The 12,148-nt window shown below is 65.5% G+C and carries 9 protein-coding genes; 1 reads left to right on the top strand and 8 read right to left on the bottom strand.

Annotated features, from left to right (window positions below):
• Positions 1 to 2 precede the first annotated feature (2 nt).
• From HNP55_RS01145 to HNP55_RS01115, 7 genes are all read right to left on the bottom strand, one after another.
• Positions 3 to 3,095 (bottom strand): response regulator, encoded by a 3,093-nt coding sequence (locus HNP55_RS01145; protein WP_184295248.1) that lies wholly within the window; start codon positions 3,093 to 3,095, stop codon positions 3 to 5.
• Between the two features lie 108 nt (positions 3,096 to 3,203).
• Positions 3,204 to 4,493: a sensor histidine kinase gene (locus HNP55_RS01140; protein WP_184295245.1), complete on the bottom strand. Its 1,290-nt coding sequence runs from the start codon at positions 4,491 to 4,493 to the stop codon at positions 3,204 to 3,206.
• Positions 4,494 to 4,520: 27 nt separating this feature from the next.
• Positions 4,521 to 5,087 carry a carboxymuconolactone decarboxylase family protein gene (locus HNP55_RS01135; RefSeq protein ID WP_184295242.1) on the bottom strand — a complete coding sequence of 189 codons (567 nt, stop codon included), beginning with the start codon at positions 5,085 to 5,087 and terminating at the stop codon, positions 4,521 to 4,523.
• A gap of 6 nt (positions 5,088 to 5,093) precedes the next feature.
• Positions 5,094 to 5,876 carry a sensor histidine kinase gene (locus HNP55_RS01130; protein WP_184295238.1) on the bottom strand — a complete coding sequence of 261 codons (783 nt, stop codon included), beginning with the start codon at positions 5,874 to 5,876 and terminating at the stop codon, positions 5,094 to 5,096.
• Between the two features lie 13 nt (positions 5,877 to 5,889).
• On the bottom strand, positions 5,890 to 6,726 hold the full coding sequence (locus HNP55_RS01125; protein ID WP_221439419.1) for a response regulator: 837 nt from the start codon (positions 6,724 to 6,726) through the stop codon (positions 5,890 to 5,892).
• Positions 6,727 to 7,006: 280 nt separating this feature from the next.
• Positions 7,007 to 8,554 carry a fumarate hydratase gene (locus HNP55_RS01120; protein ID WP_184295236.1) on the bottom strand — a complete coding sequence of 516 codons (1,548 nt, stop codon included), beginning with the start codon at positions 8,552 to 8,554 and terminating at the stop codon, positions 7,007 to 7,009.
• Between the two features lie 226 nt (positions 8,555 to 8,780).
• Positions 8,781 to 9,416, bottom strand: coding sequence for a TIGR00645 family protein (locus HNP55_RS01115; protein WP_184295233.1), 636 nt, complete (start codon positions 9,414 to 9,416; stop codon positions 8,781 to 8,783).
• A 209-nt stretch (positions 9,417 to 9,625) separates the two neighbouring features.
• Here HNP55_RS01115 and acs point away from each other — a divergent pair, with 209 nt between their 5' ends.
• Positions 9,626 to 11,587, top strand: a complete 1,962-nt coding sequence (gene acs / locus HNP55_RS01110) for an acetate--CoA ligase (protein ID WP_184295230.1) — start codon at positions 9,626 to 9,628, stop codon at positions 11,585 to 11,587.
• Between the two features lie 217 nt (positions 11,588 to 11,804).
• Here the strand turns inward: acs and HNP55_RS01105 are convergent, their stop codons facing one another.
• Positions 11,805 to 12,134: a c-type cytochrome gene (locus HNP55_RS01105; protein ID WP_184295227.1), complete on the bottom strand. Its 330-nt coding sequence runs from the start codon at positions 12,132 to 12,134 to the stop codon at positions 11,805 to 11,807.
• Positions 12,135 to 12,148: the final 14 nt, after the last annotated feature.

Raw genomic sequence — 12,148 nt, 5'->3', positions numbered from 1 at the left:
CCCTAGCCCTCGGCCCGGGCCGCAAAGTGTTGCGCCAGCAATAGCGCCGCGCCCTCGTAGTCGAAGGCGTCGATGGCCCGGCTGAGCTGCAGATAGGCGGCCGGGTCGGCCGAGTGGAACAGATCGGCATGGGCCGACAGCAGGCTTTCGGCCTCGACATCGTTCTGCGCCAGCAGCTCGGCCAACTGGCTCACCAGGCCCTGCAATTGAGCGGGGTCGACCACCGTCAGCTGGCGGGACGGTGGGTTCTCCGGCAGGCTTTGCCTGAGGGCCTGGATCAAGGCCTGCAGCGGCCCGTTCAAGGCCTCGACCAGGGTTTGCAGCGGGGCCGCGCCGTGGCCGGCCCGCAAGGCCTGTTCCAGCTCCTCGGCTCTTTGCTGTACCTCCTCGGCGCCCAGGCTGCCAGCCACGCCCTTGCAGCTGTGCGCCAGGCGTTCGGCGGTGGCCCAGTCGCTGCCGGCCAGGGCGCTGCGGAGCTGCTCGCCCACGCCGGCCTGGTTGCTGGCAAACAGGCGCAGCATCTTCAGATACATGGTCCGGTTGCCGCCGATGCGGCCCAGGCCGCTGGCCATGTCCAGGCCGGGGATGTGCTCGGGCAGCGCTTCCACGGTGGCCGCTGCGACGACTGCGGGCGCCGCGGCTTCGCTCCCGCCCTGGCTCGGTTCACCCAGGCCCGGACGGGGGCGGACCCAGCGCAGCAGGGCGGCCCACAGCTCCTCGGGTTCGATGGGCTTGTTGACCGTGCCGCACATGCCGGCCGCCAGGCTGGCCTCGATGTCGGAGCGCATCACATTGGCGCTCATGGAGATGATGGGCAGGCCGTCCAGCGCGGGCAGCTTGCGGATGGCGCGCGTGGCCTCCAGGCCATCCATCACCGGCATCTGCACATCCATCAGCACGGCGTCGTAGGGCTTGCGCTGCACCATCTCCAGCGCCTGCAGGCCGTTGTCGGCCGTCTCCACCTGCAGGCCCGCGCCTTGCAGCAGCTCGCAGCCCACATACTGGTTGAACTCGTTGTCGTCCACCAGCAGGATCAGCGCGCCGGCGATGCCGGCCAGCCGGTGGTCGGCCTTGCAGCCCTGGGCGAACTCCTGCGCCCCGGCCTGGTCGCGGGTCAGGGCCTGTTGCAGGGCCGCATGCAGGGTGCCGGTGTAGACGGGCTTGAACAGCAGCGCCTCCACCCCATGCAGGGGCAGGGCATCGCCGCTGAATTCCGAGGTCAGGATGCGGTAGGGCCGGCGCGTCAGCAGCTCGCCCTGGGCCGGCTGGGCCGTCTCGTTCTCGGCCAGCGGCTGGCGGTCGATCAGCAGGTCGAAGCCGGATTCCTGCTGCAGCACTTGCAGGGCGGCATTGCTGTCCGGGCATTCGCTGACCCGCAGGCCCAATTGGGCCAGCTCCTGGGCCAGCACCCGGCTGGCCTGGGGGTGATCGTCGATCAGCAAGGCCTTCTTGCCCTGGAAGCGCGCACGCAGGCGCTCGGTCTGGGCCCGCTTGGCGCGCGCTTCCTCGGTGAGCTGGGCCTCGCCGCACAGGCCCAGGCGGGCGGTGAACCAGAAGCTGCTGCCCTGGCCCAGCACGCTTTCCACCCCGGCCTGGCCGCCCATCAGCTCGGCCAGGCGCTTGGAGATGGACAGGCCCAGGCCGGTGCCACCGTATTTGCGCGAGGTCGAGGCATCGGCCTGGTGGAAGCTCTGGAACAGCTGGGCCATATGGGCCTCCGACAGGCCGATGCCGGTGTCGTGCACCGAGATCTTGAGGCAGACCTGCGCCTCTTCAGCGGCGTCCTCGGCCCTGCGCAGGCGCTCGATCTGCAGGCGGACCTGGCCCTGCTCGGTGAACTTGAGCGCATTGCTGGCGAAGTTGATGATGACCTGCACCAGGCGCAGCGGGTCGCCGATCAGATGCCGGGGTACGGCGGGGTCGACCTCGAACAGTAGCTCCAGCCCCTTGGCAATCGCCTTGTCGGCGACCAGATTGGCGACATTGGAGAGCAGGCTGTCCAGCTCGAAGGGCACGGCCTCGATGTCCAGTTTCTCGGCCTCGATCTTGGAGAAGTCCAGGATGTCGTTGATGATGCCCAGCAGATGCTTGCCCGAGAGGCAGACGCGTTCGATGTACTCGCGCTGGCGCGGTTGCAGCTCGGTCTGCAGCGCCATCTGCGAGAGGCCGATGATGGTGTTCATCGGTGTGCGGATCTCGTGGCTCATATTGGCCAGAAAGGCGGATTTGAGCTGGTTGGCGCTTTCCGCCATGTCGCGGGCCTGGCGGATGGCGGCCTCGGCCGATTTTTCGTCCGTCACGTCCTCGATATAGCCGTTCCAGATCTGGCGCAGATCCAGCTGCCAGCCGCCAAAGCTGGTGGAGATATGCAGCCAGCGCAGCTCGCCCCTGACCATGGCCCTGACGTCGATGCTGTACTGACCGACTTTGGCGCCCTGGCGTATCAGCTCATGCGATTTGCGGATCTCGCCCAGCAGCAGCTCGTTGTCCTCGGCCACCAAGGCCTTGAAGCGGGTGACCGAGGGGTCGCGCAGCAAGGCTTCGGCCGAGATGCCGGTGACCGCCAGCATTTTTTCGCTGACGAAGCTGAAGCGGATGCGGCCCTCGTCATCGCTCTCGTACTGAAAGATGACCAGGGGCAGGGTGTTGGACAGGCCGACGATCTGGTCCTGGACTTTTTCGGAGCGCTGCTTGGCCGCCTCCAGGGCGAGTTCGGCATTGCGCCGCGCCGTCGCCTCCCGGAAGGCCAGGGAGATATGCGGGGCCTCGGCCGGGCTGCCCGACAGCAGGGCCATGGTGACGTCCAGGGCAAAAGTGCTGCCGTCACCGTCCTGCACCCAGTATTCATGCACGGTCTGGCGCCGTTGCTGGGCCGGACCCGGGCCGGCATCGCCGGCCTGCGTTTTCAGAAAGGCTTCGCGGCATTGCGGCAATAGGAAGTCGATGGGCAGGCCGCGCAGCTCGCCGGCGGCGTAGCCAAACAGCTGGGTCGCCCGGGTGTTGCTGGCGACGATGGCGCCCTCGGCATTGATGATGATCAGGCCGTCGGGCAGCAGGTCCATCCAGCCGCAGTCAGCGGGGTCGAAATGGCTCACGGCAGGGGGCTCCCCATGCGTCCGGGGGATGGCTTCAGCCCGGCCCTAAGCAAGCTAAGCGCCGCATCCGACATCAAGACTCCTGTCTCCTATCGCCCATGCCAGCCCTCAGTCGCCCGCAAACTCGAGGCTGACCCGGGTGCCATGCTCGTTGGTGTGCAAGCGCAAGCCGGCGCCCAAGGCCTCTTGCGCCACATTCTTGGCAATGTAGCCGCCGATGCCGATATGCCCCAGATTTTGCTTGCTGCTGTAGAAGGGCTCGAACAGGCGCAGGGCTTGCTGGGCGTCCATGCCGGGGCCATTGTCCTGGATGTGGATGAAGCCGGTCTTGCCGATTTGCTCCACGCTGATGTCGACCCGCAGGGCTTGCGCACCGCCGCCGGCATGGGCCAGCACATTGTCCAGCAGCTCGCTGACCACGGTGTGCAAGCCGCTGGGGTCCAGCTCCAGGCACAGCGCCTTGCTGCCGTGCAGATGGATGTCCAGGCTGTCGCCAAAGCTCGCGGCGATATAGCCCAGCTCCTCCAGCACCGGGGTCGGCTGCCGCGGGCTGGACATGGCCGCGGCCGAGATCTGCTTGAGCCGTTTGACGATGAGAGCGGACTTGAGGGCTTGTTGCTCGATCAGCTGCACCGTTGCCTGCAGGTCGGGGGCCAGCTCGGCCAGGTTCTCGGGCTGGCTCAACAGCTCGCTGAGCGCGCCGCAGGCCGAGATCTGCACGCCCAGCGGGGTATTGAGTTCGTGGGCCACGCCGTTGACCAGGCGGCTCAGGATGGTGGCCTGGCGCTGCTGCATCAGCTCGCGCTCCGCCAGCAGCAGCTCGGCGCGCAGGCTTTGTTCGGTCAGTATGGCCAGGATGCGGGTGCACATGGCACCGGCCACCAACTGGATGAATTTGCGGTCCAGGGCGTCGAAGGCCTGGTCCAGGCCCAGCACATTGAGCAGGCCTATGGTCATGCTGTCTTGCTGGATGGGCAGGACGCTGAGCGCCTGGGCTTGGGGCAGGGCCAGCTCGGGCGGCAGCAGGGCTTGTTCGGCGGCCAGTTCCTTGGGGCCCAGATGGCGGGGGATGCGGCGCCGCCATTGCTCGGCATCGAAAGGGCTGAGGGTTTCCAGGCGCAGTTCCTGCACCTCGGTCCGGCTGCCCTGGGCCGTGATCAGCGCGCAATGCTGGCCGTAGACGCAGAGCAGGCGCCAGTTGTTGACGCTGGCACAGTGCTTCCAGCGTGTGGCCACGATCTTGGCCACCTCCTCGATGCTGCGGCGGCGCTGAACCTCGTCGATCAGCTGCACCAGCCCATCAAAGCGGATGCTGCGGTGGGCGTCCATCACCCGCTCGCTGGGAGGCGAGCCGGGCGCATCGGACTTGAGCGGGGTGAAGCAATCCTTGGCTTGCATGGGCGGCTGGCTTGTTTTGCGGTCTCGTTACCCGTCCACCAAGGCCTTGTACTGCGGATCCAGGGGCAGGCGCAGGCCGCTGGTATAGCAGTTGAACATCATGGCCAGGTCGATGACGCTGAGCAGCTCTTTGACCTCGCTGTCGCTGAAGCCGGCGTCTGCCAGGGCCTGGAACTCCGCGTCGCTGACGCCGTTGGCATCCCGCGCCATCTTGTCTGCGAACTGCAAGGCCACACGGTGCGAGGGCGGCAGCGGCACGGCGCTGTCGGGATCCAGGATGGTGACAAGGTCGTGGTAGCTCAGCGTGGGGTCCAGTTGCAGGGCCGAGTGGGCATGGCAGGCGCTGCAGTACTCGGCGCCATTGACGCGGGAGACCACGAAGACGGTCATTTCCTTCAGCACATGGGGCAGCTCACCTTCGAGCAGGCAGCCCCGGGTTTTTTCCCAGTAGGCCTTGATCAGCGTGGGGTTGTGGCCCAGGCTCAGCATCCACACCGGGGGTTCGGCCGCGCCGCTGAGGCGCAGGAACTCGTCGTAGACCTCGCGGGTGCCGGGGCAGGCTTGCTCGTAAGGGGTCAGGGTATAGCGTTTCATCGAGAATCACTCCGCTTGAAATACCTTGGCTGGCAGCTCGAAGCTGAACTGCGCGCCCTGGCTGGAGGGCAGCACCTGCATGCGGCCGCCCAGCTTATTGCTGACCAGATCTTGGACGATGCCCATGCCCAAGCCCTGGTGGCCTTGGCCCAGGCGGGTGCTGAAGCCGTTGTTGAACAAGGACTGGCGGGCTTGCTCGCTCAAGCCCACACCGTCATCGGCGTAGCGCAGATAGAGATTGGCATTGGGCAGCTGGCGGGCCTCGATGCGGATCTGGCCGCCCTTGCGCCCTTGGAAACCATGCGCCACCGAATTGCTGATGAGGTTGCCGATCAGCAGATGCCAGTCGCTGGCCTCGCTCATCAGGCGCAGATTGGGGGCGATGTCCAGGCTGATCTGCAGCTCCACACCGCCATGACGGGCACGCTGCAAGGCGATCACCTGGGCCACGGTCTCGGCCAGATTCAGCGCCGGGCCTTCGCTTGGTTGTCCGGCGGCGGGTGCCGTTAGCAGCTGGATCGCCAATTGCACGCTGGCCTGGATCATTTCGTTGGCCTCCTGCAGCTCGGCCAGCAAGCCGGCCGCGCCGGCCTGCTGGGGATCGAGCTGCCGGCGCAGGTCATCGAGCTGCTGCTTTTGCACCGAGTTGGCCATCAGGATCACGCCCAGCGGCGTGTTGAGCTCATGGACCCAGCGGCGCAGCTTCAGCTGGGCCGCAGCGGCCCCCTCCACCGGCTTGGCTGCCGAGTCCTGCGCAGGCGGGCTACTCGATGGGGAGGGGCTTGGCATGGTGGCTGGGCGGTCAGAGCGAACAGCGCGTCAGGGCTGCTCCTGCGTTATCGGCAAGAAGGTGGAGCGCATCAAGCTCGGCCTCGCTCAGCAGCGCCTTTTCTTGCAGGCTCAGCAGGCAAAGCTCCTGCACATGCGGCAAGGCCAGCAATTGATAGCCTTCCACCGCCAGCGCGAGCCCGGGTGTGGCCTGGGCCTGGGGGAAGCGGGCTCTCACGTTCTCGGGCGGCAGAGCCTCGCCTTGCAGCGCCGCGGGCTCACCTTGGGCGCTGCCCCACCACAGGGCCGCGCCTTTGAACAGCTCCAGCTGCATGAAGTGCCGCAACAGGCATTCCGCCAGGGCCGGCTTGTCCGCCGCGGCGAACAGCTCACGATTCAGATGGCCCATGGCCGCCAGCCCGGCGCGGCTGTGGCCCATGGCGTAGATCTGCTTGAAGTTGCGCACGCTGGACATCACGGCGGTGAAGAGCTTGGCCGCCGTGAGCTCGGTTTTTTCCTTGTAGTCGTTGATGTCGTACTCGACCATCACGCTGCGCTCGGGGGCCTGGCCGGGCTGGCCGGTGCGCAGGATGATGCGCACCAGGGAGTTCTTGGCCTCCTCGCGGATGTGCTTGACCAGGTCCAGCCCCGCGCGCTCGCTCTCCATCACCACATCGAGCAGGATGACGGCGATATCGGGGTGGCGTTCCAGCTGTTCCTTGGCATCCAGCGATGACATGGCGCTGATCAGCAGGCTGGCGCGGCCTTCGATCGAGAAATTGCGCAAGGCAAGCTTGGTGACCTGGTGGATGGCGGGCTCATCGTCCACCACCAGAATCTTCCAAACGGCTTCGGTCGCTGCATCTGCCACGCTTGTTTTCTCCGACTGACTGATCCATTAGCACTAGGGCAAAGTCTGCCATAGCGGGGGAGGGTTTGGGGGCGAGACTTTGCCGGCCTTGCTGCAAAGCTGCTCACAGTTGGCGGCTGGGCCTCGTAGCAGGGCGGGGCGGACGCGGGAGCGTCGAATTTGTGCGGATGACGCAACAGTCTGCGCCCTTGACCCCGGGCCGAGCGGGCAAAAAAGGGCCTGCGGCATCGCAGGGATGCCGCAGGCCCTTCGGTCAGGCTCGATGGGCCGGGCTTGCGGTTCAGGCGCTGGCGATGGGAATGCCCAGCGATTTGCCGGAGGCGATGCGCTCCTTCCACTCGGCCGGGCCGCTGATGTGGGCGCTGCTGCCGCCAGCGTCCACCGCGACGGTGACGGGCATGTCCACCACATCGAATTCGTAAATCGCTTCCATGCCCAGATCGGCGAAGCCGACCACGGGTGCGGCCTTGATGGCCTTGCTGACCAGATAGGCGGCACCGCCGACGGCCATCAGATAGGCCGAACCGTTATCCCGGATGGCTTCGATGGCGACCGGGCCACGCTCGGCCTTGCCCACCATGGCGATCAGGCCGGTCTGCTCCAGCATCATGCGGGTGAAGCCGTCCATGCGGGTGGCGGTGGTGGGGCCGGCCGGGCCGACCACCTCCTCGCGCACCGGGTCCACCGGGCCGACGTAGTAGATGACGCGGTTGGTGAAGTCCACCGGCAGCTTCTCGCCCTTGGCCAGCATATCGGCGATGCGCTTGTGGGCGGCGTCACGGCCGGTCAGCATCTTGCCGTTCAGCAGCAAGGTGTCGCCCGGCTTCCAACTGGCGACCTCGGCCTTGCTGAGGGTGTTCAGGTCCACGCGCTTGCTCTTGTTGTAGTCCGGCGCCCACTGCACATCGGGCCACAGGTCCAGGCTGGGCGGGGTCATGAAGGCGGGGCCCGAGCCGTCCAGCACGAAATGGCCGTGGCGGGTGGCGGCGCAGTTGGGAATCATGGCCACGGGCTTGCTGGCGGCGTGGGTGGGATAGGTCTTGATCTTGATGTCCAGCACCGTGGTCAGGCCGCCCAGGCCTTGGGCGCCAATGCCCAGGGCGTTGACCTTTTCGTACAGCTCGATGCGCAGCTCTTCGAGTTTGTTCTGCGGGCCGCGTTCCAGCAGCTCGTACATATCGATGTCTTCCATCAGAGCCTCCTTGGCCATCAGCATGGCCTTCTCGGCCGTGCCGCCGACGCCCAGGCCCAGCATGCCGGGCGGACACCAGCCCGCGCCCATCAGGGGCACGGTCTTGAGCACCCAGTCCACCAGGTTGTCGCTGGGGTTCATCATGACGAACTTGCTCTTGTTCTCGCTGCCGCCGCCCTTGGCCGCCACCATCACATCGATGGTATTGCCGGGCACGATGCTGACGCTGATCACCGCCGGCGTGTTGTCGCGGGTGTTCTTGCGCTCGAAGATGGGGTCGTTCAGCACCGAGGCGCGCAGCTTGTTGTCGGTGTTGTTATAGGCCTGGCGCACGCCCTCGTTGACGGCGTCTTCCAGCGAGCCGGGGAAGCCTTCCAGGCGCACATTCATGCCGATTTTCAGGAACACATTGACGATGCCGGTGTCCTGGCAGATGGGGCGGCGGCCCTCGGCGCACATCTTGGAGTTGGTGAGGATCTGCGCGATCGCGTCCTTGGCGGCGGCGCTTTGCTCGCGTTCGTAGGCGCGGGCCAGGTGCTGGATGTAGTCGGCCGGGTGGTAGTAGCTGATGTATTGCAGGGCGGCGGCCACGCTTTCAACGAGGTCGGCGTAGCGGATGGGGGTGGAGGTGCTCATGATGGGTGGCTTGGCTTGAGGCTAGGGCTGGGCTGAGAGGGTGAGAACTTTTTTACTGCGCGGTCGCCATGCGTCGTTGGGCGGTGCTCGGAATCCTCACGTACAGGGAGTACGTTCCGGCATCCGCAGCTCCGCCCACCTAGCCTGACGACCGCTCGCGACAAAAGTTCTCGCCCTCTGACGCGATGGTTGAGCGTCAGCGCGGGAAAGGCGGCAGTTTACTGAATCAGTGCTTGTCTGCGCCGGCGCCGTGGCTGGCGCTGAGCAGACGGTCGGTGTAGGCAATTGCGATCGCCGAGGCCAGGAAGGCGACGTGGATCAGGGTCTGCCACATCAGCGTCTTCTCCGCGTAGTTGTCGGCGTTGATAAAGGTCTTGAGCAGGTGGATGGAGGAGATGCCGATGATGGCCGTGGCCAGCTTGACCTTGAGCACCGAGGCATTGACATGGCTGAGCCACTCGGGTTGGTCGGGGTGACCGTCCAGCTCCATGCGGGAGACAAAGGTCTCGTAGCCGCCCACGATCACCATGATGAGCAGATTGGAGATCATCACCACATCGATCAGGCCCAGCACGACCAGCATCAGAATGGTTTCGTTGAGCTTGGCGATGGGCTCATAACCGGTGATATTGCCGGCGATGTCCTTGATGGCCGTGGCCTTGTAGCCAATGCTCTTGACCAGCAGGCTCAGCGCCTCCTGATTGCCGAAGGCGGCCTCGATCAGATGCACCAGCTCGGTCCAGAACTGGAAGACATAGACCGCCTGGGCCAGGATCAGGCCGATGTACAGCGGCAGCTGCAACCAGCGGCTGGCAAAGATCAGATTGGGCAGGGGGCGAAGGCGGCGGGGAGCTTGGGACATGGGCGCTGTCTTTCTTTTTTGGCTGAGTGTGCGGTGCGCGATTTTAAAAGCCCCACAGGGCCGCCGCCTGGCCGCGGCCGAACGACCTTCAATTTAGAGTAAGCGCTTCGTCAGAGACGGAATGCACAGTTGCATCAAAGCGTGGCCGAGGGTGATCCGCTCCAGGCCAGTGCCGAATCCAGATTAACCCGCATTGAGGAGACAAACTCATGAGTCATTCAGATCAATATCTGCCCAGCGCCGAGTGGCAAGCCCAGGCCCATGTCAAGGGCATGGCGGGCTACCAGGCCCTGGTGCAAGAGTCAGAGCGCGATTACGAAGGCTATTGGGCCCGTCTGGCCCGTGAGTTCGTCAGCTGGAAGAAGCCCTTCACCCAGGTGCTGAACAGCAGCGAGGCGCCTTTCTTCAAGTGGTTCGAGGACGGCCTGCTGAACGTCTCCTACAACTGCCTGGACCGCAATATCGAGGCCGGCAAGGGCGACAAGGTCGCTATTATTTTTGAGGCGGATGACGGCGCGGTCACCAAGGTCACTTACAAGGAACTGCTCTCGCAAGTCTCCCGCCTGGCCAATGCGCTGAAGGCGCGCGGCGTCAAAAAGGGCGACCGCGTGGTCATCTATATGTCCATGTCCGTCGAGGGCGTGGCCGCCATGCAGGCCTGCGCCCGTATCGGCGCCATCCACTCGGTGGTGTTCGGCGGCTTCTCGGCCCAGAGCCTGCGTGACCGCGTGCAGGATGCCGGCGCCGTGGCCATCATCACCGCCGACGAGCAATTGCGCGGCGGCAAGGCCTTGCCGCTGAAGGCCATCGTCGACGAAGCCCTGGACGGCGGCAGCTGCCCCAGCCTGAAGGACGTGATCGTCTACCAGCGCACCGGCGGCAAGATCAATTGGGTGCAAGGCCGCGATCTGTGGCTGCACGATGTCGTCGGCGGCCAGTCCGAGGTCTGCGAACCCGAGTGGGTCGAAGCAGAGCATCCCCTGTTCCTGCTCTACACCTCGGGCTCCACCGGCAAGCCCAAGGGCGTGCAGCACAGCACCGGCGGCTATCTGCTGCATGCTGCGCTGACCACCAAATGGACTTTTGACCTGAAGGACAGCGACATCTTCTGGTGCACGGCCGATATCGGCTGGGTGACGGGCCACAGCTACATCAGCTATGGCCCCTTGGCCCTGGGCGGCACCGAGATCGTCTTCGAGGGCGTGCCCACCTTCCCCGACGCCGGCCGCTTCTGGCAGATGATTGAGAAGCACAAGGTCACGATCTTCTACACCGCGCCCACCGCCATCCGCTCGCTGATCAAGGCGGCCGAGGGCAACGAAGCCGTGCACCCTGCCCGTTATGACCTGAGCAGCCTGCGCCTCTTGGGCTCGGTGGGCGAGCCCATCAACCCGGCCGCCTGGGAGTGGTATCACAAGCATATCGGCGGCGGCCGTTGCCCCATCGTCGACACCTTCTGGCAGACCGAGACCGGCGGCCACATGATCACCCCGCTGCCGGGTGCTACGCCCCTGGTGCCGGGCAGCTGCACCTTGCCCTTCCCGGGCATCACCACCGCCATCGTGGACGAAACCGGCACCGATGTGCCGAACGGCCAGGGCGGCATCCTGGTGGTCAAGAAGCCCTGGCCCTCGATGATACGCACCATCTGGAACGACCCCGAGCGTTTCAAGAGCAGCTACTATCCCGCTGAACTCAAGGGTTACTACCTGGCGGGCGACGGCGCCATCCGCGATGCCGAGACCGGCTACTTCACCATCACCGGCCGCATCGACGATGTCTTGAACGTCTCCGGCCACCGCATGGGCACGATGGAAATCGAATCCGCCCTGGTCAGCTTCACCGAGCTGGTGGCCGAGGCGGCCGTGGTGGGTCGCCCCGATGACACGACGGGCGAGGCCATCTGCGCCTTCGTCGTGCTCAAGCGGGGCCGCCCCAGTGGCGACGAGGCCAAGGCCATCGCCAAGCAGTTGCGCGACCATGTGGCCAAGGAAATCGGCCCCATCGCCAAGCCCAAGGACATTCGCTTCGGTGACAACCTGCCCAAGACCCGCAGCGGCAAGATCATGCGCCGCCTGCTGCGCTCGGTCGCCAAGGGCGAGTCCGTCACCCAGGACACGAGTACCTTGGAGAATCCCGCCATCCTGGAGCAACTGGGTCAGGCTTACTGACCCGGCTGGGCCAGCCCGGCGTAGCCGGGTAGCGGCGCAGCCGCTGGCGGGATTCGGGGTCCACTCATATCGCGCAGCGATGTGGGTGGGCACCAAAATCCGGTGATTCTCGAACAGCTGGGTCAGGCCTGCTGACCTGGCTGTCCGGGGCCACGCGTGAACGTGGCAGCAAGCAAAAAGGCCCCACGGGGCCTTTTGTCTTGAGGGGCTGTCGGCTTTACTTGACCGACAAAATCCAGCTCACCAGCTGCTTGGCCTCGGCCTCGCTGACCTGCGAGTTGGCGGGCATGGGCACGGGGCCCCAGACGCCGGAGCCGCCCTTGATGATCTTGCTTGCCAGCGTGGCGGCGGCGCCCTTGTCCTTGGCGTACTTGGTGGCCACGTCCTTGAAGGCAGGGCCGACCAGCTTTTTGTCCACCGCATGGCAGGCCATGCAGTTCTTCTTCTGGGCCAGATCGGCATTGGCGAAGGCCGGGGCGGCAAAGAAAACGCCGGCGCCTAGCGCGGCCGACAGCGTCAGAACGGTCTTGGTGAGGGAGGACTTCATGGATTCCTTTCGAG

It is taken from the genome of Roseateles oligotrophus, assembly GCF_014204525.1.
Taxonomy (GTDB): domain Bacteria; phylum Pseudomonadota; class Gammaproteobacteria; order Burkholderiales; family Burkholderiaceae_C; genus Paucibacter_A; species Paucibacter_A oligotrophus_A.
The sequence above is the reverse complement of the archived record's forward strand: the minus strand, read 5'-3'. Positions and strand labels throughout refer to the sequence as shown.

Coding starts and splice junctions, on each gene's coding strand:
- HNP55_RS01120 (WP_184295236.1), bottom strand. CDS start 8,554: ATGAGCACCTCCACCCCCATCCGCTACGCCGACCTCGTTGAAAGCGTG.
- HNP55_RS01135 (WP_184295242.1), bottom strand. CDS start 5,087: ATGAAACGCTATACCCTGACCCCTTACGAGCAAGCCTGCCCCGGCACC.
- acs (WP_184295230.1), top strand. CDS start 9,626: ATGAGTCATTCAGATCAATATCTGCCCAGCGCCGAGTGGCAAGCCCAG.
- HNP55_RS01105 (WP_184295227.1), bottom strand. CDS start 12,134: ATGAAGTCCTCCCTCACCAAGACCGTTCTGACGCTGTCGGCCGCGCTA.
- HNP55_RS01140 (WP_184295245.1), bottom strand. CDS start 4,493: ATGCAAGCCAAGGATTGCTTCACCCCGCTCAAGTCCGATGCGCCCGGC.
- HNP55_RS01115 (WP_184295233.1), bottom strand. CDS start 9,416: ATGTCCCAAGCTCCCCGCCGCCTTCGCCCCCTGCCCAATCTGATCTTT.
- HNP55_RS01130 (WP_184295238.1), bottom strand. CDS start 5,876: ATGCCAAGCCCCTCCCCATCGAGTAGCCCGCCTGCGCAGGACTCGGCA.